Here is a 23,468-nt window from a genome sequence, read left to right as displayed (position 1 = left end):
ACCACATGAGGATAGAACTATGACGGCTCATATTAATGCACAACCCACTGATTTTGCTGAAACTGTTATTATGCCAGGCGATCCACTGCGGGCGAAATATATCGCTGAAACCTATCTTACAGATGCCGTAGAAGTGACTAACGTTCGCAATATGCTGGGTTACACAGGCTATTACCAAGGGCAACGCATTTCGGTGATGGGCCATGGCATGGGTATTTCATCGATGGTGCTTTATGGCCATGAGTTAATTAATTTTTTTGGCGTGAAACGCATTATTCGTATCGGTAGTTTAGGGGCGACCCAACAGCATGTCGAAATGCGCGATGTGATTTTAGCTCAAGCCGCAGGCACCGATTCCCCGACGAATGCTAAACGCAGCAGTGGCTACCATATGGCGACCTCAGCCACCTTTTCCTTACTGCATAAAGCCTACACCAAAGCCAATGAAAAAGGCATTAGCGTGAAAGTTGGCAACGTATTTAGTGGCGATCTTTATTATGATCCTGACGAAGATATGATCCCAGCGCTTGAGCGTTTCGGGGTATTAGGTATTGATATGGAAGTAGCTGGACTTTATGGCTTAGCACACCAACAGGGAATTGAATCGTTAGCCATTCTGACGGTATCAGACCACTGTTTAACGGGTGAAGAAACCACGGCGCAAGAGCGGCAGCTATCTTTCAATAATATGATTGAACTCGCCTTAGAAACCGCACTTAATTAGGGTTAAGGCTATCCTTTGTACCCTTAGCATTTCACTGATGGAATGACAATATGAATAATAAAATCACCTTAACCGCGATTAGTTTTCTCGCTAACTTTATTATGGCGGGTTTTGCAACTCAATTTGGGATGCTGATTGAACCCATAGCGGATAAATTTGCAGCAAACGTGAATGACGTTGCCTCCATATTCTCCTTGCTTAATGGTGGCGCATTGGCGGGAACAATTGCCGCATTTTTCTTTATTGAAAAATTGGGTATCAAAAGAATTACGCTGATAAGTTACAGTCTAGTGGCATTGTGTGCTCTGGCGTTACATCTCACCCTTTCTCTACAAGTCGTGATGGTCGCCATGACGTTAATTGGTTTTTGTGGCGGTGTAGGCTTATGTATTGCGGGTACGATAGTGGTATCTGTGTGGCAAGAGAAATTACAAAGCACCATGCTCGTCGTGCAAGATGCCACATTTAATATTGCGGGAGTTATTTTCCCTTTAATCACTACTTACGCACTCACAAGTTCATTGTCTTGGAGTTACAGTTACTTAGCCGTAGGTTTAGTCGCGTTAGGAACCGTGATTATTACCTTGTTCACTAATTTTTCGCTATGTGAGCAATCATCGAATACGGAAGATAAGCAACAATCTGAATGGAATTTCGGCATTATTAGCGGTGGCATTGGGTTATTTTTAGGCATGCTAGCGCTCTACACGTTTTTAACCTGGGCCCCTTTATTTGTTAAGCAAAAATTTGATATTCCATTTGAAGAAGCGGGTAATATTATTACTCAATATTGGTCTGCTGCACTGATTGGTGCGTTAATTTCGACGCTGATTGTGACTCGGGTAAAAATTCACCATTTCTTAGTTGGGATTATCGGCCTTGCTATGGTCATCACCTTTATGATTGTGACGACCGATAAGCTTAATTGGATCGGTTATTTAACCTATGGTTATGGCTTTGTGTGCGCAGCTCTTTACAACGCATTTATTGCTTATGGCGTGTCTTTTGTGAAAAAAGCCAGCAGTAAAAATGTGTCCTATATTCTGATCAGTGGTAGCACGGGCGCGATGTTTAGTCCCGCCATTAGCTCATTCTTTGAACGCATTATTGGATTGCAGACGGTGATGTATGTTATTCCGCTACTTTATGTAGCGATATTTATCATGTTGATTGTTTCAGGTCGAATAAAACCCGCTGCGGCCTAAAGTTCATTTGCGACGTTAATTGATTTGGCCCACTCTTGCGAATAAATAACCTCGCGAGTGGGCTTTTTTAATTCGGTTATATCGCAGCTTCAACAAATTGTTTAAGTGCATCGAGATCTTTAATCCTAATCCCTTCTTTGTTTCGTTCAATCAGGCCACGTTCTTCAAGCAGTTGTAGTGCTCTTCGGTAGACGCGATCGGTTGTACCGAATCGCTCCGCCTCTAAATAGCGTTTACTAAAGCCATCGACGGGTAAATCATTTAAATATTCGTGGTAAATATCGTATGCCACGTTATAGCTGATGGGATACAGCAGGCGCCGGGTAAAAATATCGACGGTGTCTTGGTAGTCAATGGCAATGGCACTGGCGAAAAATAACGCTAGCTGTGGATGTTGCCCAAGGGAGTGCTGCAGTTTTTCGGCACTAATGACCATAATTTCTAATGGCTCATTGGCAATAATATCCAACTGACAGTGATACTGAGTAAAAAACTCCATTTCACCAAAAAGTTGCGAATCACAATCGATAGTCCCTAATTGAAAGCATCGGCCATTTCTGGCGGTATGGCCAAGTGATACGCGCCCTTGTTTTACCAACACCAATGAGGTTATGGCTTCACCTTGTGTCATGAGGTGAGCGCCTTTTTTAAGCATTTTAACTTCGCTGATACAGCTGAGTATCACCGCTTCAATAAGGGGATAGTCTTGCTCCCATCGCTGGCTATAACGTCCTTTAGCTAACGGTTTTAGCTGCATTGAGTATTATCCTCTTATCCTATGTGCAATGGCGGCCTTCTATAACATTATCGTGATAAGCGGTCAAATGGGCCAAAGGAGTTGACTGGCGATTTTAGGCATTTGGGCTGCGGCGTTTTGCATAAGACTTTTAACATTCTTTAGAAAGACAAGGTTTTAGTGACATTTAAGGGTATCGCCAGCACAAGTGTGTCTACTTTATTATTTTCGTCATGTATACTAAGCGCCGCCAAGGGGTGTTTGCCAAAATTCGGCAGACTGAGATGTCATCAGACGAACCCTTAGAACCTGATCCGGCTAATACCGGCGTAGGAATGGGCCAATCAACAGCACACTTCTGAATCGCTTATTCGTTGCCGGATCTCAAACATGTATTTGAGGTCCTATGTCTAACAAAAAGTCTAACAACCAATCTTCAATCTTCACGATATCGTTAACTCGTGCACCATTAGCGCTGGCCGTCTCTGCGGCGTTAAGTGCGTCGGCATGGGCGCAAACCGATGCTATCGACAAGCCTGATCCCAATAATGATATGGAAATCATGGTGGTTACGGCGGATTTTCGCAGTGCCAGTTTAGAAAAAATGCCTTCAAGCATTACCGTTATTGATGCCCAGCAAATTCAAGATGAAAACGCCCAGCACTTTGAAGATGTGATGAACTCCATCGCCAACTTTAACTGGTCAGGTGGTAGTTCACGCCCCAAGTATTTCCAGATCCGTGGCGTGGGTGAGCAAGAGCAATATCAAGGCGCGCCTAACTCATCGGTAGGCTATATTGTTGATGATATTGATTTATCCGGTATCGGCATGGTGTCGAGCATGTACGATCTGCAGCAGGTTGAAGTGTTACGCGGTCCGCAAGGGACGCGTTATGGCGCCAATGCATTAGCGGGCTTAATTTACCTTAAGAGTAATGACCCAACCGATGTGTTTGAACATGGCGCCGAGGTTTCTTTAGGAAATGACGATTTGCAAACCTTCAGTGGCTTTAGCTCTGGCCCCTTGAGCGATTCGGGCAAATTGTTGTACCGCGTGGCACTGCAGCAACATCAGCAAAACGGTTATCGCGATAATCTGTATTTAAATAAAGAAGATACTAATGGCCGTGATGAATTTACCGGCCGCGCGAAATTGCGTTGGTATGCCACCGATGATCTGCAACTCGATTTAACCCTGCTGCATGCCGATTTTGATAACGGTTATGATGTGTGGAGTTTAACCAACGACCCTACAAACACCCTATCTGATCAACCGGGTGTCGATAGCCAGCGCACCACGGGCGCAGGTTTTAAAGCGACTTATTCGGGGGCTGAGCAGTTTGAGTTGACCTCGCTAACATCATTTGCCAATACCGATCATCATTATAGTTACGATGGTGATTGGGCCAATTCTGAGTATTGGGCATCGAAGCAATGTGATATTTATGATGCGGATTGGAATTCAATCGGAAAGTTACCTTGTGTTTATGATGCAACATGGTCAAAAGTGGGGCAGAGAAAAACCTTTACACAAGAATTACGTCTTACTTCAAGTGATGCTGGAAGAATATTTAACGAGTCTACAGATTGGTTAATTGGCGTTTATTTTTCGAGTTTGCAGGAAGATAACAGTCTGATCGACTATGCCAAATATAGTAATGGTGGTTTGAACCCCAGTTTTAATGAAAGAACTAAATATTTAGACTCAACATATGATGCGCAAAATTACGCAATATTTGGTCAACTCGATATTGATATGAGTAATGATTATTTATTGTCACTTGGACTGAGGTTAGAGAATCGCTCGAGTGATTATAGCGATACAAATCTGGATAATTTTTCACCATCAGAAACAATGTGGGGTGGTCATCTTGCTTTAAGTAAAGCACTTAATGAACAGCATAATGCTTACATTCGAGTTGCTAGAGGATATAAAGCGGGTGGTTTTAATATGACACTTCCTGCTGATTTCAGTGATAAAAAGGAGTTTAATACTGAAACTTTATATAACTATGAATTAGGTCTTAAATCCGCATGGTTATCAGGAGCGTTAAGTACAAATGTTGCTCTTTTTTATATGGATAGACAAGACCAACAAGTATCTGCATCTAAACAAAATCCTGAAGATTTAAGTGAGTTTATTCTTTTTATCGATAATGCCGGAAGTTCAAAAAACTATGGCTTAGAGATTGATGCTAATTGGTATATCGACAGTAATTGGCATTTATATTCTAGCGTTGGTTATTTAAATACCGCCTATGGTGATTATCAATACGAGGTGGCTGAAGACCAGTTTGTAGATTTAACGGGGCGCGATCTGGCCCATTCACCGCACTTAACCTATAGCCTAGGCGGTACCTACCGTGCGAACTCGGGTTGGTTTGCCAACGTCAATATGAGTGGTAAGAGTGAGTTTTACTACTCAGACAGCAACGACTCGCGCTCCGAGCCATATACTGTTGTGAATGCGCGTTTAGGTTATGAGGCAAGTGCGTGGTCGGCGTATTTATGGGGCCGCAACCTATTTGATGAAGAATATGGCGTTCGTGGCTTCTATTTTGGTAATGAGCCCGATAATGGCTGGGCGGAAAAACAATATATCCGTTACGGCGACCCACGCCAAATTGGGGTAACACTGAACGTTAAGTTTATGTAGTACCCAAGCTAGCCGCGCTGTGGAGAGAGACTTGAGGCTTCATGCTATACCGTTTCACGGTGCGGTTATTTTTATGATAAGTATTTGAAATAAGGATTGAAGATGAAACTGTCCGCCGAAATTAGCATGTATCCTTTTAATGAAAACTACCTCGATCCAATTAAATGGTTTATTCATCGTTTGGACAGTTATCCAACGATTGAGCGCGTGACTAATGCAATGGCAACCCAAGTGTGCGGCGACTATTCGGATGTGATGTCGATGCTGGCCACCGAAATGCAAGCCGCCCATGAGAAGTGGGGCAAAGCCGTGTTTGTATGTAAGTTTATTGGTGGTGAGCTAAATTTAGCCCACAGCGAGTAACGCCCTGAGTCAACTTGAGCCCAATGATGTTTTTAGTAAAGCGCGATGTTTTTAGCTAAAGCATGTTTTTTTTCGCTAAAGCGAAGTGGTTCAAGCAAGCGATATAGAATGGGAGTAAGGCAATGACAGATTTATGGTTAACGCTAGTCAATAGTGTTAATGCGGCCCTAGGGGAAGTCCATGTGATGACCGCATGGGAAGCCTTAGCCGTTGTATTGGCTATGGCCTATTTGCTATTGGCCATGAAGGCAAGCGTATGGTGCTGGGCAGCGGCATTTACCAGTACGGCTATTTACACTGTGTTGTTTTGGAAAGTGGCATTGCTGATGGAGTCGATGCTGAATATCTATTATATGGGCATGGCACTTTATGGCTATTGGCTTTGGACTCAAGGTGGCGATAAACATCAAGGCGTTAAGGTGACCACTTGGCCGCTGAAAACCCATTTAAAGTTGATTGCAGCTACGGCGCTAGTTTCCCTTGGTATTGGTCATGGTATGGCGACCTTTACTCAAGCTTCTTTTCCCTATCTCGATGCTGCGACCACCTGCTTTGCGGTGATGACCACCTATTTAGTCGCTAAAAAGGTGTTGGAGAACTGGCTATATTGGGTGGTTATCGATCTGGTGTCGATTTATCTTTACTTGAGTAAAGGCCTCATGCTGACATCATTATTATTTGTGCTTTATGTGGGGTTAGCCGTTGTGGGCTATTTCCTATGGCGCACCGCACTGGCCGAGAGTCGTCTCAATCTTAATGGCGAACGTGCCGCTAAGTTACTTGGTTAAGTGATGACAAATACCGATATGGGCCAACTGCCAACACCTAAGATCTTAACTGCAACATCAGTGGTAAGCCGTTAATGCAGCCGTTATCTGCTGAGGTGTTTGCAAGGCTGGTTCCGATATTACGCCAAGCAGGGCTTAGCCATATCACGCAAATCCACGAGTTGGCGGGTGGATTAAGCAATCATAACTATCTTATCGAAACTCCTACAGCGCAATACGTGTTACGCCTTAATGCCGAAGCTGCTGACCGATTTTGTTCTCGAGAGCAGGAGTTGTTTTATTGGCGTAATCTCGCTAAGGCAAAGCTTGCGCCTGAGCTGATATGGACAAGTTGCGATCATCGTTACTATCTAAGTGTGTTTATTGAATCACAGGACATCGCCAGTCGAGTTAACGTTTCACTGATGCCGGGTGTGTTAGGTGATGGAGCTGATTTTTATCATGCAGTTAACTGGAATGACTTGGAATATCAATGCAGTGCGGCCGAATTCACCGATGGAGAACTGTGGGTGCAAAGGTGGTTGCAAGCGCATGTACTGGAGCTTGAGTGTGCATTACACCAATCTTCCACGCCTCAGTCTTTTGCCGCACAGTTAACGCCGCTCGCCTTACTTGAATCTCAGTGCCCAAATCGCGTGCATTCCTTATTACTGCAATTATTACAACGGTTACGTTTACAATCGGTTGGGCCTTATCACATCAGTGTGACCGAGCAGTGGCAGCAATATCATCAACAGTTATTAGCCTTTGCTGCAACCGATAAAGGCAACGCTTGGCTGACGCGGCTGGATTCATTACAGGGCTTACAACCGCAAATTCACCGCTGGACAAAAGCGTTAGCGGATTGTTTGGTGGCGGCGCAATTTTGCCATCGAGACTTAAATCCACATAATCTGCTGCTAAATGATAACCAGTTGTATTGTATCGACTTTGAATACGCCACAGCCTCACATCCTTTATGTGAGCTGGCAGTTGTGCTGGCGACCCATAGGTTAACGCCAGCACAGCGGCATATTTTAGTGCGGCAATATCTTGTCGATCATCCTGGCCTCACATCCTCGGCGATAACGGCAGTTCCTGCCGCGATTGACATGTATTGGGTGTTTGCACTTTACTGGGCGCTACTGATGGCGGCGCAAACCGATGCTGACTGTCAGCAGGAGTATCTTGTTTGGTTTGATAGCTTTTGGGCGCTGGTAAGCCAAGACGCTTAAACACAGTCTTTAAACCACTAAACTTAACCAAAGATGCTTAAACCAACAAACCTTAGGAAGATACTTTAGCGACAAACATCAGAACTTGAATGGTGTTCAGAACTATGTTGCTGGCGCAACTTTTTGTTAACTTGGGTGTCGTAGGATGACAAAGAGTGAAAGGATGCGAATTGATGAAAAAAACCATGTTGCTGTTGGTATTGCTGTTAGGATTATCCGCCTGTTCGACTAAGTTCAGTTATCATTTTCTGGACTGGGCCATCGGCTGGGAATTAGATGACTATGTCACTTTAGATAAAACCCAGCAAAAGAGTATGGATAGGCTTATCGAAAAGTTTGTGCTTTGGCATCAATCTGAAGAGCTTACTCACTATGTTGCACAGTTAACGGAAGTTGAACATCTTATTCAAACCAATACCTTAACTCCAGAGCTGTGGGTTGAGCATGTGACTATCGCCAAACGGCATTGGTTTAGATTATTTGAGTTCGCCCTGCCCGAAATGTTGCCCATCATTGCCTCATTAACGGATGTTCAGGTAAAGCAAATTCTGGCTCAGTTACGCAAAGACGAGCAGGCGTTAATTAAGGAGTTTGCAGGTAAAACCCCTGAGCAGCTTCAGCAGGATGCTGATGATAATCTGATAGAGCAATTCGATGAATGGCTTGGTAGTGTCAGTGATGAGCAAAAACAGCTTATCCATCAATATAATCAACAGCGGCTATCTACCTTGGATATGTGGCTCGACTATCGCCATGAATGGCTCCGCCAGTTTGAGATTGCCCTTGGCCAGCGTGCCGATACTCCGTTGTTGACCGAGCGTTTAACCTTACTGATGATCCAGCCAGATGAGCTTAAATCTGAAAAACATCGTGCTTTTTTAAGACAAAATACTGAAGGATTTGGCGCATTATTGCTGACCATCAATGCCAGTTTGTCACCTAAACAGTCCAAACATTTTTATAAAAAGCTGAATAAGCTTATCCAAGATCTAAGGGAGTTAAATCAAGAGGGCGTCGAAAAGGCGGCTATGGCTGTGAAAGATTAATCCAGGTTATAAGGTCTATTGGGCAACGTCATTTTGTTGAAGAGATTTCCCCATGTCTTTCGTTACTTTTTACCAAAAATCACTCAATGTTAGCCGTCTGTTTGATGGACTAGCGCCCTTAGCCCTTAGACTTTATCTTGCGCCCGTACTGATGCAGGCGGGGTATAACAAACTTGCCCACTTTGACGACACGGTTGCTTGGTTTGCTAACCCCGATTGGGGGCTAGGAATGCCAATGCCCACATTAATGGCGGCGCTGGCGGCGGGCACTGAGTTTTTTGGGGCGATTTTGTTATTACTCGGATTAGCCACGCGACTGATTTCTATCCCGCTGATGATCACTATGCTGGTGGCCGCTATTACCGTGCATTGGCCGAATGGTTGGCTGGCGATTGCCGATGGCAGTTCATGGCTTGCTAATGATCGCGTACTGGAAGCGGGTGAAAAACTCGCTCAAGCCAAATCTCTGCTGCAGGAGTATGGCAATTACGATTGGCTAACCAGTTCAGGTAACTTGGTTGTATTGAATAACGGAATTGAGTTTGCAGTGACTTATTTTATTATGCTCTTGGCGTTATTGAGTCTAGGGGGAGGGCGTTACACTAGCCTTGATTATATTATCGCTCAACGTTACGGTGTAAAGTAGACTTAAACTGCGGTACTGACTTCAGTATTCAATCCCACCTTAACGTGGGATTTGTTATTTCCCTTTACGTACAATTTGTTATGCTTTAGTCAATTTAAACGCACTCATTGATAAGAACAGGGATAATCACTTGGACGCTATCGAACTTTTACTCACTCGCCAATCCACCCCAAGATTAACTTCTCCTGCGCCTAACGAGCGCGAACTAAAAATCATCTTAGATGCGGCGATACGGGTACCGGATCATGGCGCGTTAGCACCCTGGGAGTTCATTATTGCGACTGGCCAAGGGTTAGAAAGCTTAGCGGATATTTATGTTAATGCCGCCAAAGCCAGTGGTGCTGATGAAGATTTTATCAACAAAGCCAAAGGGATGCCGATGCGAGCTCCTATGGTGATTACGGTTGTGGCTAAAACGCAGCAACATCCTAAAGTGCCAGTGCTCGAGCAGCAAATTGCTGCGGGTTGTGCCACTATGGCCATGCAGCAGGCCGCATTTGCTTTAGGATTAGGCGCGGTATGGCGCACGGGGGATTTTGCCTTTGATGCCAATGTGAATGCGGCATTAGGCTTAGCTCCTGAGGATCAAATTGTGGGCTTTTTATATGTAGGCACCCCTGCAGTTGCTGCCCCAATTAAACCTCAAAAAGACGGCAGCCAGTACGCGCGTTATTTATAACGACCGTATATCATCCTTTTAATGGGAGCGCTTAGTATGCAAGTTGCCCAAACCCTAAGATTAATCCTTCGGCAGTTAACCCCTGAGGATGCTTCATTTATTTTGGTGTTACTTAATACCCAAGGTTTTATCGATAATATTGGCGATAAGGGGGTGCGCACGCTGCAGGATGCCAAGGATTATATCGCCAATGGTCCAGCCATCAGCTATCGCGAGCATGGTTTTGGGTTATTTGCCGTAGTACTGGCCGAAAATGGTTTTCCGATTGGGATCTGCGGGTTAATTAAGAGGCCAACACTGGCGGATGTGGATTTAGGCTATGCCTTTTTGCCCCAGTATTGGGGTAAGGGTTACGCCTTTGAGGCTGCTGCAGCATCCCTTGAGCTTGGTAAAACCCTTGGCATTGAGCGCATTGTGGCCATTGTGAGCCCGCATAACCAAGCCTCGAAAGCTTTACTGAGTAAATTAGGAATGAAGTTTGAGACCCAGTTGCAGCTCACGCCTAATGATGCTTCAGTTGAATTATTTGGCCAATAAACGCCTATTTATCAAATAAATAAGCCCCAAATTTGGGGCTTATTGTTACTGCACAAAACCTGTTTGTCTGTTAATTCATGAGCGATTTCAGTTTATCGTTGGAAGGGATAAACGCTGCCTAACTTCATGATTTGGGTCAGTTCATCTAATGCAGTGCGCGATTCGATAACTAATTGTGGATCTGCTAAATCTTCAGTCGACAATCGGTCGCGGTAGTGCTTTTCAACCCAAGTATTCAAGCGAGTAAATAAGGCATCGGTGAGCAGCGTGTGTTGGTTTACTGCAGCAACTTCGCGTTCATTCATTGCGACTCGTAAACGTAAGCAAGCAGGTCCTCCGCCATTTTGCATGCTTTGTTTAACATCGAAATACAGCACTTGTTTGATGGGGGTACTTAAGCTGAGTAGTTCATTTAAATAGGCGTAAACTGCTGGATTTTCTTGGCAGTCTGTCGGCGCAATAATCGCCATTTCCCCTGAGGGAAGGGTGATGATTTGGGTATTAAACAGGTAACTCTTTACCGCATCGTTTATCGAGACTTTTGCCGTTGGGACTTCAATAAAATACAACTCGGTATCCAGTTTGCGTTTTATTTCATCTAATTTTGCCTGCGTATTTAAAAACGCTTGCTCGTGGTAAAACAGCACGTTTTGGTTACCTACGGCAATGACATCATTATGGAATACGCCTTGATCAATCACATCAGGATTTTGCTGAATAAAGACGCAGTTTTCCGCTTCTAGCTGATGTAATCTGGCAATTGCCATTGAGGCTTCGAGGGTTTGTCTTGCTGGAAATTTCAGTGGCTTAGGTGCATGAGGATTTGTTGCCTCTTGCCCATAAACGAAGAGCTCTACTCCAGCATGGCCGTATTCTTGGCATAGACGTGTATGGTTGGCAGCGCCCTCATCTCCGAAGCTATTATGCTCAGGTAAATGATTATGGTGATGAAAATAGTGGGGATCATTGAAAGTTGCTGTTAAGATGCGCCCCGTTGTGATGGGCTCGATGCTGCGATGCAATTTATCGACCAGATTGGCGGGCGTAAAATGCAGTTTACCGTCACGGGTGTCAGCACTGGGCGATACGGTTGCCGCATTGGCCGTCCACATGCTAGAAGCACTGCAACAGGCATTGAGTAGTGCAGGTGCGGTTTTGGCGGCTTGTCGTAAGACCTCGGCATCGCTCCCTGAAAAACCAATTCGGCGCAGTGTGTTAAGATCGGGGCGTTCTTGCGGCGCTAATATGCCTTGGATCATCCCTAAATCAGCGAGTGCTTTGGCTTTTTGCAAACCTTGTTTGGCGGCGGCTTTAGGGTTGGAAACTAAAGCGGCGTTGTTGAGAGAGGCCACATTGCCAAAAGACAAACCGGCATAATTGTGGGTTGGCCCAACGAGTCCGTCGAAATTCGCTTCAAAGTGCTTCATTGCTTATCCTTGTGATAGGGAAGGTTATTATTTGTTCACATGGTCCCTGAGGGAACCCAGTATACTGAAGGTTTTTGTGGGCACAAGCGCACGCTTTTGTGCTCAAAGCGACTTTTTCGCGATAAATGCATAACTATTTCTTGCTTGCTGGCAAATAATGAAATATTAGTTTTTAATTACGCAATATTATTTTTTTACATTTTTTCAACTTTGATTAAAAAGTGACTCGCTGGTACATATAAAAGAGGGATTAGCTTGAAACTCTCAGTGCAACCCTCTATATATGGAGCCAATTTCCACCTTCTTGAGATTTTTTGGCGCAAATCAAACTATGGGTAAATCGCTAGTTATTGTCGAATCACCGGCCAAAGCTAAGACCATTAATAAATATCTTGGCAAAGAATTCATCGTTAAATCGAGCGTGGGTCATATCCGTGATCTACCTACATCTTCCATATCTGACGGCACTGAAAAAGTGAAATCCGCTGCCGAAGTGAAGAAGATGTCGCCAGAAGAAAAAGCGCGATACAAAAAGGTGAAAGACCATCAAGCGCTGGTATCGCGTATGGGCGTTAACCCTGAAAAGGGCTGGGCGGCTAAATATCAAATCCTACCGGGTAAAGAGAAAGTCGTTAAAGAGCTACAAGCTTTAGCCGATTCTGCTGACCAAATTTATCTCGCAACGGACTTAGACCGTGAAGGGGAAGCAATCGCCTGGCATTTACAAGAGGTGATTGGCGGCGATCCTTCACGGTATCAGCGCGTGGTGTTTAACGAGATCACCAAATCAGCGATTCAAGAAGCCTTTAGCAAGCCTGCGTCCCTCGACACCAATATGGTCAATGCTCAGCAAGCACGGCGCTTTTTAGACCGTGTGGTGGGCTTTATGGTGTCGCCTTTGTTGTGGAAAAAGGTCGCCCGCGGTTTATCAGCTGGCCGAGTGCAATCAGTTGCGGTGCGCTTAGTGGTTGAACGCGAAAGTGAAATCAAAGCCTTTGTGCCAGAAGAGTTTTGGGATGTGCATGCCCAGCTTAATACCCCTAGCAGCGAAGCGCTGCGCATGGAGGTGGTTAAGTATTTAGACTCAGCCTTTGAGCCCACAAATGAGCAGCAGGCGTTAGCCGCGGTGCAAGCTTTATCTTCGGCAAGCTTTAAAGTGATTGCCCGTGAAGATAAAGCGACTCAAAGTAAACCTTCGGCTCCTTTTATTACCTCAACTTTGCAGCAAGCGGCCAGTACCCGTTTAGGCTTTGGGGTGAAGAAAACCATGATGATGGCTCAGCGTTTATACGAAGCAGGTCACATCACGTATATGCGTACTGATTCGACTAACCTAAGCCAAGAAGCCTTAGACAGCGTACGTGAGATGATCGGCAAAGAATACGGCGCCAAGTATTTACCTGCCGAGCCAATCCGCTACGGCTCTAAGGAAGGCGCTCAAGAGGCGCACGAAGCGATCCGCCCATCGAACGTAAAAGTAGAAGCCGCGGCATTAACCGATATGGAACGCGATGCCCAGCGCCTATACGAACTGATTTGGCGTCAATTTGTCTCATGCCAGATGACTCCCGCCCTATACGATGCCACTAAATTGACCGTAAAAGCAGCTGACTACGAGCTTAAAGCAACGGGTCGAATTTTGCGTTTTGACGGTTGGACGCGCGTTCAGACCGCAATCAAAAAGAAAAACGAAGAAGATAATACGCTACCCGCGGTGAATGAAGGCGACGTATTATCCCTCGTTGAACTCGAGCCGAAACAGCATTTTACCAAGCCGCCAGCGCGATACAGTGAAGCGTCATTGGTTAAAGAATTAGAAAAACGCGGTATTGGTCGTCCATCAACTTACGCCACCATTATTTCGACGATCCAAGAACGTGGCTACGTGAAAGTGGAAAATCGCCGCTTTTATGCCGAAAAAATGGGTGAAATTGTCAGTGAACGCTTAGTCAATAGTTTTGCCGAGTTGATGAGTTATGACTTCACCGCCAGTATGGAGCAGACCCTTGACGATGTCGCCAAAGGTGAGCTTGATTGGAAAAACGTCCTTGATGGTTTCTATGCGGATTTCACTAAACAGTTAGAGAAAGCGGAACTTGCACCAGAAGAAGGCGGTATGCGCCTTAATCAAATGGTGATGACCAATATTAAATGTCCGTCTTGTGGGCGTCCAATGGGGATCCGTACTGGCACGACAGGGGTATTCCTTGGTTGTTCTGGCTATGAGCTACCGCCAAAAGAGCGCTGCAAAACCACCATGAACTTAACGCCAGGCATTGAAGCGATAAGCGACAGCGAAGATGCTGAAACCGATGCGTTACGTGCGAAGCACCGCTGTGGCATATGTGGCACTGCGATGGACAGTTACCTTCTTGACGAGAAACGCAAACTGCATGTTTGTGGTAATAATCCAGTTTGTGAAGGTTATGAGGTCGAGGAAGGACAATTTAAGATTAAAGGTTATGAAGGACCGTTAATCGAATGTGACCGTTGTGGCCATGATATGGAACTCAAAAACGGTCGTTTCGGCAAGTATTTCGGTTGTACAAACGAAGAATGTAAGAATACCCGTAAATTACTGAAAAACGGTGAAGCTGCGCCACCAAAAGAAGATCCTATTTATCTGCCAGAGCTGAAATGCAGTAAATCGGATGCGCATTTTGTGCTGCGTGATGGTGCCGCAGGGATTTTCTTAGCGGCGAGTACGTTCCCTAAATCAAGGGAAACCCGTGCGCCATTGGTTGAAGAGTTAGTGAAATATCGTGAACTCTTATGGCCTAAGTATCAGTATCTTGCCGATGCGCCTATCGCCGATGATGATGGTAATAAGGCGGCGGTGAAGTTTAGCCGTAAGACCAAAGAGCAATATGTGGCGACCGAGGTTGACGGTAAAGCCACGGGTTGGTCGGCCCATTATGTCAATGGTAAGTGGGTAAGCGAATCGTCAGCTAAAAAAGCGAAGAAATAAGCTTGCTCTAAAGGCATGTTTGCAAGATGAAATATGCCCTAAGCCGTTTCGATCAGATTGACGAACAATAAAAAAAGCCAAGTCACAGACTTGGCTTTTGTGTTTATTAAAGATTGATCACCATTTCTTTTTCGGTTGAAACAGCATATCGATATCATCTTCTTCATTCTTGGGTTTGGGCGCACTGGGTGCAGTGAGTTTTTGCGCACCCATAATTTCATCTAACAGCATTTTGGCTTCATCAACTTTACGGGCAATGAAAGGGTCATTAGGCGTCTGTGCTTTAATTGCATGCAAAGTAGCTAATGCCTTAGTTACCATTTGTTTTGAGGAGCCATATTGCTTCATAAAGCTTGCAGCACGGGCGCGTGACAACATAGAGTCAACGTTAATTCTAAGTTGTAAACTATCGATACGGTTCTCTTCTTGACCAAATATGGCCGGGTCGACTCTACCCTTATTATGCTCAGCGCGCAAAATGGCTTTTAATTTTTTTAACGTTTGAACCAACACTAAAATTTGTTTGTCATTATCAGGCAACCTAAAATTCTCAATAGGAGGCACTTGGGGTGGGTTAGCTTGCAATGTATCAATTTGATTTTTGATATCGGCAAGCCGGCGTTGAAAATCCGCTTGTTGTTGACTCGTACTCAATGTCGTTGCCATTTCTAAAGCATCGAGTACGCGACGGTAGAGCACTAACATGATATGTGTGCTACACGGTATCATCCCCGTATTAGATAAAACAGTTTCAGTTTCATCAAGAATTGCACGTTGACGGGCAAATTCGACCCGACGCTCTGCCTCTGCACGTTCTTTTTGTTGTTGTATTACGTTAATTCCGATAACAAGCAGTAATAGTGCACCGATGAGGATCAGAACCAAGGTGAAAGTCATAGCTGTTCCATTATTTATCCAATTGAGCTAATGCTACAATAAATCAATAAACTAGCATAGTTATCTTAGCCTAGGTTATCATTTCTGTCGTATGAAACTTAAGACTTGTGCGCTATATTCCTATTTGCTTTAATTTTCACTATATACTATAACGATTGCTTATAGCTGATACTGAGTGGTGCTATTTTCACCAATCTATTTCAGCCTGTTTGAGACAAGGAAAGAAGATGAAACTGCAACAGCTCAGGTATATTGCTGAGGTCGTAAAGCATAACCTTAACGTATCGGCCACAGCGGAAAATTTATACACATCGCAACCTGGGATCAGTAAGCAAGTTCGCATGTTGGAAGATGAATTAGGCATTCAAATTTTTGGTCGCAGCGGTAAACACCTAACCCATGTGACGCCTGCAGGACAACAGGTGATTAATATCGCCAACGACATCTTAGGTAAAGTTGAAAGCATTAAAAAAGTGTCCGAGGAATATACAAAACCTGATCAAGGTGAATTGAATATTGCGACAACGGATACCCAAGCTCGCTATGCTTTACCTAACATTATTCGCCAATTTATCGACCGTTATCCAAAAGTTAACCTACACATGCACCAAGGCACGCCATCGCAGATCAGTGAGCAGGCGGCCCGTGGTGATGCTGATTTTGCCATCGCTACTGAAGCGATGCATTTGTATTCAGATTTAATTATGTTGCCTTGTTATCATTGGAATCGCTCAGTCGTTGTGCCTAAAGATCACCCCTTAGCGACACGAACTCATATTAGCATTGAAGATTTAGCTCGTTTCCCATTAGTGACTTATGTGTTTGGGTTTGATCGCGCCTCAGAAATTGAAAAAGCGTTTAATCGCGCAAACCTAGAGCCGAGAGTCGTGTTTAGTGCCACCAGTGCCGATGTGCTAAAAACCTATGTACGTTTAGGTTTAGGGGTAGGGGTGATTGCTTCTATGGCGATTGACCCTAACATTGATAAAGACTTAGTCGCCATCGATGCTGGTCATTTGTTTGCCCATAGTACAACCAAAATTGGTTTTAGAAAAGGCAGCTTTTTACGTAGTTATATGTATGATTTTATTCAGCATTTTGCACCGCATTTAACTCGGGATGTGGTCGAAAAGGCCGTCGCATTGCGTGATCAACAATTAATTGATGAAATGTTTGCTGATAAGAACCTACCAATGCGCTGATTAAGGTCATTATCTTGTTGAAATCAATAAAAATGCCGCAATCTATGCGGCATTTTTATTGTGTTGAGATTTGAAATGAAACTAGGGCGTGTTGACGTTTCAGGGGTATTTTTGCAGCCAAATGCTGCCCGAAGGGTTCTTCTGGCAAGCCCTTGCTCTTACTTTCTGTCATAAGAGTCGCTCGTCATTTGAGTAGAATAACGACACATCATTCCTCGTTTCGCGAGCACGTGCTTACCAGAACGAACAAAATCCAATCTCGAAACGTCAACACGCCCTAATGACTACAACAAATCCACCTTATCCATTTCAAGCTGCCCTAAAGCGATAACAGCTTGAGTGCGATTGCGAACACCTAGCTTTCTAAAAATGGCTGTTGCATGGGCTTTAATGGTCGCTTCGGAGACGCCCAAGTCATAAGCGATTTGTTTATTGAGCAAGCCCTCGGCAAACATTTGTAGCACTTTATATTGCTGCGGCGTCAAATCTGAGAGCTTACTGGCCATCTTATCAGTGCTGTCATCTTCGATAGGTATAATATCAGCGCCTTTGGGTAGCCAAATATCCCCGTATAATACGGCGGTTAGGGCTTCTTTTAAGGTTTCCATCGACGCCGATTTAGGAATAAAACCGCTACCGCCATAGTGAATCGCACGGCTAATAGTGTTGATATCCTCGTGGGCAGAAATCACGATAACAGGCAGATCTGGGTAATGGGAGCGCAGGTGGATGAGCGTTGAATAGCCGTGTGAGCCGGGCATTTGCAGATCCAAGAGCACTAAGTCGTAACTCACTGTTGGTGAGTCTAATACCGATTGCAACGCATCTGCACTGTCGGCTTCGAACCACTGAGTGTACTCAAAGGCACTATTAAGGGCTTGACGTAGTGCATTTCGAAACAATGGATGGTCGTCGGCAATAATAATATTTAAGTTTTCTAGCTTCATGGCTTTTTTGATTATGTTCGTGGCACGTGAAGATTAAACTCAATGTAACAGAAAAGTAATCGATGTTCCTATCGCTTTATGCAAGAAGAAGGACAAAATTTTTATATGTTTCTGGTTGTTATACTTTTGCCTAGCTAAAATCAGCCAACAAAGTAGCCCTAAAACCTTGCTGTTAAAGGGCTGGAGTGCGTTATCTTGGTTGGCTAAATCTTATTCACCAGTCCATACCTGTGTGGGATGGCGTTGTTCGTCAACCGCAACAAAGGTGAACACACCACGAATGGCATGTTCTCGGTGATCTTGATACATGTCTTCGACAAAAATATTCACTTCGACTTTTAACGATGTATTACCGACGTGGATAACGCGGGCGATGAGTTCGGCCAACGTCCCGGCTGGGATCGGTTTTTTAAAGTCGATTCTATCTGAGCTGACAGTGACTAAGGTTTTACGGCAAAAACGAGTAGCTGCAATAAAGGCCGTTTCATCCATCCACGCTAAGGCTTCACCACCAAATAAGGTATTGTGGTGATTGGTAATGGAAGGAAATACGGCTTTAATCACCCGCGCTTCGGACTGATTTATCCGCTGTTCGATGGCATCTGAAAAAGTTGGGCGAGTAGAGTCAAGCGAATGTGGCATACGGCAACCTGAGGTTATGCATTTTTAAAGAGGCGCAATTATAGTGAGTTTTCAATTTGAATGATAGAAAACGCCTATACCATCACGTTTTAAGGCTAAACGAATAGTAAAAAGGCTTCCTTTGGAAGCCTTTACAAATCTAAATCTATTTTGGACTTATTTGCCAAGGAGTTCGCGTCTATCGCGTGAGGCGCTGGCAAGATCTCGCAGTAATTTTTCTGAGTCGTCCCAATGTAAGCAGGCATCCGTGATGCTTTGGCCGTAACATAGGGGTTGACCTTCAATCACCTTTTGGTTGCCTTCTTGTAAGAAACTTTCGGCCATGATGCCGGCAATGGCCGTACTACCAGCACGCATTTGTGCCATGATATTTTCAGCAACGACCAGTTGTTTTAGATGATTTTTTTCACTGTTACCGTGGCTAAAATCAACCACCACTCGCGGTGTAACGTTGACAGACTCAAGTTTTAATCTTGCTTGTTCAATATCTTGCTCAAAGTAATTGGGTTTTTTACCGCCACGTAAAATGATGTGCCCGTAAGGATTACCATGGGTGCGATAGACAGACATGGCGCCGTCTTTATCCGGTGAGTAGAAGATATGCGGCACTTTTGCGGCACGTACCGCATCAACGGCAATATTAATATTACCATCGGTTCCGTTTTTAAAGCCCACGGGGCAGGAAAGTGCAGAGGCCATTTCACGGTGCACTTGGCTTTCGGTGGTGCGAGCACCAATCGCGCCCCAGGTGATTAAATCGGCAATATATTGCCCGTTCACCATATCTAAAAATTCAGTAGCTATGGGCAGTTTAAGCTCAGTGATTTGCTGTAGAAGTTGACGTGCAATACGTAATCCTTTGTTAGGCTCAAAACTACCATCCAGATCGGGATCGGAAATTAACCCTTTCCAACCCACAATCGTGCGCGGCTTTTCAAAATACACTCGCATTAAAATACAGAGGTCGTCCTTTAACTCTTGATGTAGCACTGCTAAGCGGCGGGCGTAATCGAGGGCGGCTTGCGTATCGTGGATAGAGCAAGGGCCAATGATCACCAACAGGCGTTGGTCTTCGCCCATAATGATGGCTTCAACTTCACGACGTTGCTGAACGAGGTAGTCGGCTGCATCTTGGGTTAACGGGTACTCAGATGCCAGTTGTGCAGGTGAGATGACTTTAGCTAATAAGGAAGTGCGTAATTCGTCTGTTTTAATGGTCATTCAAAATACCGAGCTTGCATGCGGCGCTTTTCGCCAGATTGCCTCGGATTATAACGAATCGAGCAGCGTTGCACAGTGCCAATTGTGTTAATTGTCGGCAACTGTGCGATGAATTTGATTTAAGTTAGACTCATTTAACCTAAATATACAGTCAATCGATTGCGCTGTTCGAAATCGTCCTTCTTCAGAACATATGACGTTCTAACCCTGTCATATCCAAAATCTTCGTGGCGATTTCTTCCACCGAGTGATTGGTGGTATCGATATAGGGGATACGCTCACGCTTGAACATCATCTCGACTTCTTTTACCTCTAAACGGCATTGTTTTAATGAAGAATAGCGGCTGTTTTCCATCCGGCTTTGACGGATCTCATGCAGTCGTACGGGATCGATGGTTAACCCAAACAACTTCTTCTTATTACGTTTTAAGGCTTCAGGCAGTTTGAGGTTATCCATATCATCTTCGGTGAAGGGATAGTTTGCTGCTTTAATTCCAAACTGCATGGATAAATAAAGGCTAGAGGGGGTTTTGCCGCAACGAGATACACCCAGCAGGATTAAATCCGCCTGATCCATATGTTTCATGGTCTGGCCGTCATCGTTATCCATTGCAAAATTAATGGCATCAATACGTGCTTCATAGCCTTGATTGGCTTTTCCGTGGGTGCGGTGTAACACAGGCGATGCACTTACGCCTAAATGTTGTTCAAGTGGAGCGACGAAAGTATTTAAAAAATCGTAATCGAGACCTTCACTCGAATAAATAATGTCGCGAATTTCAGGTTTTACGATGGAATGGAACACTAACGGCCGTTCGCCTGTTGTAATAAAACAATCATTAATTTGGCGTTTCACATTCTCAGCTTTTGCCAATGTTTCAACAAATGGAATGGTAAGTGACTCAAATTCTAATGGAAATTGCGAGAGAACTGCATGCCCAAAAACCTCAGCAGTGATTGCTGTCCCGTCGGAGATGTAAAATACCTTTGGTGCCATACTGACCTCTTGTAGTAATAAAATTACAAATAAAATTATAGATTTACGCGTCTTCTGCAGGAGTGTAAAATGCCGCTGCCCTCGTGTGAAGGGGCCACTGAAATAAACTTGCGGAGATAGAACTGTGCAGCAATACGTACTCTGGTATCAGGAATTAGGCATGGGTGACGTCAACTTAGTTGGCGGTAAAAATGCTTCTCTTGGCGAGATGATCAGCAATCTGGCCAATGCCGGTGTTCAAGTACCTGGCGGATTTGCGACGACTTCTTATGCGTTCAATGAGTTCCTTGAACAAAGTGGAGTAAACCAGAAGATTTATGACATTTTAGCCACACTGGATGTAGATGATGTCAATGCACTGGCAAAAGTAGGTGCACAGATCAGACAATGGGTGATTGACACTCCATTCCAACCAGCATTAGAGCAGGCCATTCGTGAAGCTTACGATAAACTTGCCGCTGAAACGAGTGATGCATCATTTGCGGTGCGTTCTTCTGCTACCGCTGAAGATATGCCTGATGCGTCTTTTGCTGGCCAGCAAGAAACCTTCCTAAACGTGAAAGGATTTGACTCAGTACTCGTGGCGATTAAACACGTGTTTGCGTCACTCTTCAACGACCGTGCAATTTCATACCGTGTTCACCAAGGTTATGAGCACCACGGTGTTGCCCTGTCTGCCGGCGTACAACGCATGGTTCGCTCAGACAAAGCAGCATCAGGTGTGATGTTCACCATGGATACTGAATCAGGCAACAACGATGTGGTGTTTATTACTTCATCTTTTGGTCTGGGTGAAATGGTCGTACAAGGTGCAGTAAACCCTGACGAATTCTATGTTCACAAACCTATTTTATCTCAAGGCCACAAAGCCGTTGTTCGCCGTAATATCGGTAGCAAGCTCATCCAGATGGTGTATTCCGATGATGCTGCTCACGGCAAACAAGTTAAAATTGAAGACGTTGCTGCTGACAAACGTCGTCAATTTTCCATCAATGATGCGGAAGTGATGGAACTGGCTAAACAAGCTATGGTTATCGAAAAACACTACGGTCGTCCAATGGATATCGAGTGGGCAAAAGACGGTAACGATGGCAAACTTTATATCGTTCAAGCGCGTCCTGAAACGGTTCGTAGCCGTGAAGACGTACAATTAATTGAACGTTATCACTTAAAGAGCCGTGGCGCAGTGATCTCTGAAGGTCGTGCAATCGGTCATAAAGTTGGCTCAGGTGTGGCTAAGGTATTAACTTCAATCGCTGACATGGATCAAATCCAACCAGGTGATGTGTTAGTGACCGACATGACTGACCCAGATTGGGAACCTATCATGAAGCGCGCCAGCGCCATCGTGACTAACCGTGGCGGTCGTACCTGTCACGCGGCGATTATTGCCCGTGAATTAGGTGTACCAGCGGTAGTTGGTTGTGGCGACGTGACTGATCGTATCAAAAATGGTCAGTTAGTGACTGTTTCTTGCGCCGAAGGTGACACTGGTTACATCTACGAAGGTAAGCAAGAGTTCGAAGTAGTGTCTAACCGCGTTGACGCATTGCCTGCATTACCGATGAAAATCATGATGAACGTGGGTAACCCAGATCGCGCCTTCGACTTTGCTCGTTTACCAAACGAAGGTGTGGGTCTAGCGCGTTTAGAGTTCATCATCAACCGCATGATCGGTATTCACCCGAAAGCGTTGCTTGAATTCAACCAACAGGACGCTGCCTTGCAGGAAGAAATCAACGAGATGATCGCAGGTTACGACTCTCCAGTTGAGTTCTATATTGCCCGCTTAGTAGAAGGTATCGCCTCAATTGGTTCAGCTTTCTATCCGAAGAAAGTGATCGTACGTATGTCAGACTTCAAGTCTAACGAATACGCAAACTTAGTCGGTGGTGACCGTTACGAGCCAGAAGAAGAAAACCCAATGCTCGGCTTCCGTGGTGCAAGCCGTTACATCTCTGAATCATTCCGCGATTGTTTCGCGTTAGAATGTGAAGCGATTAAGCGTGTGCGTAACGAAATGGGTCTGAAAAACGTTGAAGTGATGATCCCATTCGTTCGTACCGTGAAAGAAGCCGAGCAAGTGATTGAACTGCTGAAAGAGCAGGGCTTAGAGCGTGGTAAAGATGGTCTGCGCGTCATCATGATGTGTGAAGTACCGTCAAACGCGCTGTTAGCCGATCAATTCCTTGAGCACTTCGATGGTTTCTCTATCGGCTCAAACGACTTAACTCAGCTCTCACTCGGTCTTGACCGTGACTCAGGCATCATCAGCCACCTGTTCGATGAGCGTAATGAAGCCGTTAAGATCCTGCTGTCTATGGCCATTAAAGCGGCTAAGGCGAAGGGCGCTTACATCGGTATCTGTGGTCAAGGACCTTCAGATCACGCCGATTTTGCCGCCTGGTTAGTTGAACAAGGCATCGATACCGTATCGTTAAACCCTGATACAGTGATTGATACTTGGTTATATTTAGCCGAAGCGCACGCTTGATCTCGGTTGTAATTTTATAAAGGTGTTAAAAAAGCCGCTTTTTAGCGGCTTTTTTTTGTTTATAATGGGCCGCATAACA

20 protein-coding genes and 1 riboswitch are annotated in these 23,468 nt (G+C 44.8%); of the genes, 13 read left to right on the top strand and 7 right to left on the bottom strand.

Features of this window, described 5'->3' with window-relative positions; genetic code table 11:
• Positions 1-19 precede the first annotated feature (19 nt).
• The gene (gene deoD / locus H9J30_RS06720; RefSeq protein ID WP_011072663.1) at positions 20-724 is read left to right on the top strand and encodes a purine-nucleoside phosphorylase; all 705 of its coding nucleotides are present in this window, start codon (positions 20-22) and stop codon (positions 722-724) included.
• Positions 725-774: 50 nt separating this feature from the next.
• Positions 775-1,929 (top strand): MFS transporter TsgA, encoded by a 1,155-nt coding sequence (tsgA, locus tag H9J30_RS06715; protein ID WP_240130315.1) that lies wholly within the window; start codon positions 775-777, stop codon positions 1,927-1,929.
• Between the two features lie 76 nt (positions 1,930-2,005).
• On the opposite strand, the gene H9J30_RS06710 is transcribed toward tsgA, so the two are convergent.
• Positions 2,006-2,686, bottom strand: a complete 681-nt coding sequence (locus tag H9J30_RS06710) for a Crp/Fnr family transcriptional regulator (RefSeq protein ID WP_240130314.1) — start codon at positions 2,684-2,686, stop codon at positions 2,006-2,008.
• 222 nt (positions 2,687-2,908) lie between these two features.
• Positions 2,909-3,018, top strand: a riboswitch (TPP riboswitch).
• 53 nt (positions 3,019-3,071) lie between these two features.
• Here H9J30_RS06710 and H9J30_RS06705 point away from each other — a divergent pair.
• The 8 genes from H9J30_RS06705 (at position 3,072) to H9J30_RS06670 (ending at position 10,594) form a co-directional block, all read left to right on the top strand.
• Positions 3,072-5,321 carry a TonB-dependent receptor gene (locus tag H9J30_RS06705; protein WP_240130313.1) on the top strand — a complete coding sequence of 750 codons (2,250 nt, stop codon included), beginning with the start codon at positions 3,072-3,074 and terminating at the stop codon, positions 5,319-5,321.
• A 102-nt stretch (positions 5,322-5,423) separates the two neighbouring features.
• Positions 5,424-5,684 carry a YkoF family thiamine/hydroxymethylpyrimidine-binding protein gene (locus H9J30_RS06700; protein WP_240130312.1) on the top strand — a complete coding sequence of 87 codons (261 nt, stop codon included), beginning with the start codon at positions 5,424-5,426 and terminating at the stop codon, positions 5,682-5,684.
• A 122-nt stretch (positions 5,685-5,806) separates the two neighbouring features.
• A complete protein-coding gene (gene pnuC, locus H9J30_RS06695) occupies positions 5,807-6,472 on the top strand; it encodes a nicotinamide riboside transporter PnuC (RefSeq protein WP_037427459.1) in 666 nt (221 codons plus the stop codon).
• 74 nt (positions 6,473-6,546) lie between these two features.
• Positions 6,547-7,686: a phosphotransferase gene (locus tag H9J30_RS06690; RefSeq protein WP_240130311.1), complete on the top strand. Its 1,140-nt coding sequence runs from the start codon at positions 6,547-6,549 to the stop codon at positions 7,684-7,686.
• 173 nt (positions 7,687-7,859) lie between these two features.
• Positions 7,860-8,732, top strand: coding sequence for a DUF6279 family lipoprotein (locus H9J30_RS06685; RefSeq protein WP_240130310.1), 873 nt, complete (start codon positions 7,860-7,862; stop codon positions 8,730-8,732).
• Positions 8,733-8,784: 52 nt separating this feature from the next.
• Positions 8,785-9,378: an HvfX family Cu-binding RiPP maturation protein gene (locus H9J30_RS06680; protein WP_240130309.1), complete on the top strand. Its 594-nt coding sequence runs from the start codon at positions 8,785-8,787 to the stop codon at positions 9,376-9,378.
• 130 nt (positions 9,379-9,508) lie between these two features.
• Positions 9,509-10,057 carry an NAD(P)H nitroreductase gene (locus tag H9J30_RS06675; RefSeq protein WP_240130308.1) on the top strand — a complete coding sequence of 183 codons (549 nt, stop codon included), beginning with the start codon at positions 9,509-9,511 and terminating at the stop codon, positions 10,055-10,057.
• 36 nt (positions 10,058-10,093) lie between these two features.
• The gene (locus H9J30_RS06670) at positions 10,094-10,594 is read left to right on the top strand and encodes a GNAT family N-acetyltransferase (protein WP_240130307.1); all 501 of its coding nucleotides are present in this window, start codon (positions 10,094-10,096) and stop codon (positions 10,592-10,594) included.
• 92 nt (positions 10,595-10,686) lie between these two features.
• Here the strand turns inward: H9J30_RS06670 and astB are convergent, their stop codons facing one another.
• Positions 10,687-12,021: an N-succinylarginine dihydrolase gene (astB, locus tag H9J30_RS06665; RefSeq protein WP_240130306.1), complete on the bottom strand. Its 1,335-nt coding sequence runs from the start codon at positions 12,019-12,021 to the stop codon at positions 10,687-10,689.
• Between the two features lie 331 nt (positions 12,022-12,352).
• Here astB and topA point away from each other — a divergent pair, with 331 nt between their 5' ends.
• A complete protein-coding gene (topA, locus tag H9J30_RS06660; protein ID WP_240130305.1) occupies positions 12,353-14,989 on the top strand; it encodes a type I DNA topoisomerase in 2,637 nt (878 codons plus the stop codon).
• A gap of 117 nt (positions 14,990-15,106) precedes the next feature.
• Here the strand turns inward: topA and zomB are convergent, their stop codons facing one another.
• Positions 15,107-15,886, bottom strand: coding sequence for a flagellar motor control protein ZomB (gene zomB / locus H9J30_RS06655; protein WP_240130304.1), 780 nt, complete (start codon positions 15,884-15,886; stop codon positions 15,107-15,109).
• A gap of 227 nt (positions 15,887-16,113) precedes the next feature.
• Here zomB and cysB point away from each other — a divergent pair, with 227 nt between their 5' ends.
• Entirely contained in the window at positions 16,114-17,088 is a 975-nt protein-coding gene (cysB, locus tag H9J30_RS06650; protein ID WP_240130303.1) for an HTH-type transcriptional regulator CysB, read from the top strand.
• A gap of 284 nt (positions 17,089-17,372) precedes the next feature.
• Here the strand turns inward: cysB and H9J30_RS06645 are convergent, their stop codons facing one another.
• The 4 genes from H9J30_RS06645 to ppsR form a co-directional block, all read right to left on the bottom strand.
• Positions 17,373-18,035 carry a response regulator transcription factor gene (locus tag H9J30_RS06645; RefSeq protein ID WP_240130302.1) on the bottom strand — a complete coding sequence of 221 codons (663 nt, stop codon included), beginning with the start codon at positions 18,033-18,035 and terminating at the stop codon, positions 17,373-17,375.
• Positions 18,036-18,245: 210 nt separating this feature from the next.
• Positions 18,246-18,677 carry an acyl-CoA thioesterase gene (locus H9J30_RS06640; RefSeq protein ID WP_240130301.1) on the bottom strand — a complete coding sequence of 144 codons (432 nt, stop codon included), beginning with the start codon at positions 18,675-18,677 and terminating at the stop codon, positions 18,246-18,248.
• Between the two features lie 156 nt (positions 18,678-18,833).
• Positions 18,834-19,898: a 3-deoxy-7-phosphoheptulonate synthase gene (locus H9J30_RS06635; RefSeq protein WP_240130300.1), complete on the bottom strand. Its 1,065-nt coding sequence runs from the start codon at positions 19,896-19,898 to the stop codon at positions 18,834-18,836.
• 184 nt (positions 19,899-20,082) lie between these two features.
• A complete protein-coding gene (gene ppsR / locus H9J30_RS06630; protein WP_240130299.1) occupies positions 20,083-20,895 on the bottom strand; it encodes a posphoenolpyruvate synthetase regulatory kinase/phosphorylase PpsR in 813 nt (270 codons plus the stop codon).
• A 124-nt stretch (positions 20,896-21,019) separates the two neighbouring features.
• Between ppsR and ppsA the strand changes: the two genes are divergently transcribed.
• Complete coding sequence (ppsA, locus tag H9J30_RS06625) at positions 21,020-23,389, top strand: phosphoenolpyruvate synthase (protein WP_240130298.1); 2,370 nt, start codon at positions 21,020-21,022, stop codon at positions 23,387-23,389.
• Positions 23,390-23,468 lie beyond the last annotated feature (79 nt).

It is taken from the genome of Shewanella cutis, from assembly GCF_022410515.1.
GTDB classification, from domain to species: Bacteria; Pseudomonadota; Gammaproteobacteria; order Enterobacterales; family Shewanellaceae; genus Shewanella; species Shewanella cutis.
The sequence above is the reverse complement of the archived record's forward strand: the minus strand, read 5'-3'. Positions and strand labels throughout refer to the sequence as shown.

Excerpts from the sequence above, each read along its gene's own strand:
- deoD (WP_011072663.1), top strand. The coding sequence starts at position 20 with ATGACGGCTCATATTAATGCACAACCCACTGATTTTGCTGAAACTGTT.
- tsgA (WP_240130315.1), top strand. The coding sequence starts at position 775 with ATGAATAATAAAATCACCTTAACCGCGATTAGTTTTCTCGCTAACTTT.
- H9J30_RS06710 (WP_240130314.1), bottom strand. The coding sequence starts at position 2,686 with ATGCAGCTAAAACCGTTAGCTAAAGGACGTTATAGCCAGCGATGGGAG.
- H9J30_RS06705 (WP_240130313.1), top strand. The coding sequence starts at position 3,072 with ATGTCTAACAAAAAGTCTAACAACCAATCTTCAATCTTCACGATATCG.
- H9J30_RS06700 (WP_240130312.1), top strand. The coding sequence starts at position 5,424 with ATGAAACTGTCCGCCGAAATTAGCATGTATCCTTTTAATGAAAACTAC.
- pnuC (WP_037427459.1), top strand. The coding sequence starts at position 5,807 with ATGACAGATTTATGGTTAACGCTAGTCAATAGTGTTAATGCGGCCCTA.
- H9J30_RS06690 (WP_240130311.1), top strand. The coding sequence starts at position 6,547 with ATGCAGCCGTTATCTGCTGAGGTGTTTGCAAGGCTGGTTCCGATATTA.
- H9J30_RS06685 (WP_240130310.1), top strand. The coding sequence starts at position 7,860 with ATGAAAAAAACCATGTTGCTGTTGGTATTGCTGTTAGGATTATCCGCC.
- H9J30_RS06680 (WP_240130309.1), top strand. The coding sequence starts at position 8,785 with ATGTCTTTCGTTACTTTTTACCAAAAATCACTCAATGTTAGCCGTCTG.
- H9J30_RS06670 (WP_240130307.1), top strand. The coding sequence starts at position 10,094 with ATGCAAGTTGCCCAAACCCTAAGATTAATCCTTCGGCAGTTAACCCCT.
- astB (WP_240130306.1), bottom strand. The coding sequence starts at position 12,021 with ATGAAGCACTTTGAAGCGAATTTCGACGGACTCGTTGGGCCAACCCAC.
- topA (WP_240130305.1), top strand. The coding sequence starts at position 12,353 with ATGGGTAAATCGCTAGTTATTGTCGAATCACCGGCCAAAGCTAAGACC.
- zomB (WP_240130304.1), bottom strand. The coding sequence starts at position 15,886 with ATGACTTTCACCTTGGTTCTGATCCTCATCGGTGCACTATTACTGCTT.
- cysB (WP_240130303.1), top strand. The coding sequence starts at position 16,114 with ATGAAACTGCAACAGCTCAGGTATATTGCTGAGGTCGTAAAGCATAAC.
- H9J30_RS06645 (WP_240130302.1), bottom strand. The coding sequence starts at position 18,035 with ATGAAGCTAGAAAACTTAAATATTATTATTGCCGACGACCATCCATTG.
- H9J30_RS06640 (WP_240130301.1), bottom strand. The coding sequence starts at position 18,677 with ATGCCACATTCGCTTGACTCTACTCGCCCAACTTTTTCAGATGCCATC.
- H9J30_RS06635 (WP_240130300.1), bottom strand. The coding sequence starts at position 19,898 with ATGACCATTAAAACAGACGAATTACGCACTTCCTTATTAGCTAAAGTC.
- ppsR (WP_240130299.1), bottom strand. The coding sequence starts at position 20,895 with ATGGCACCAAAGGTATTTTACATCTCCGACGGGACAGCAATCACTGCT.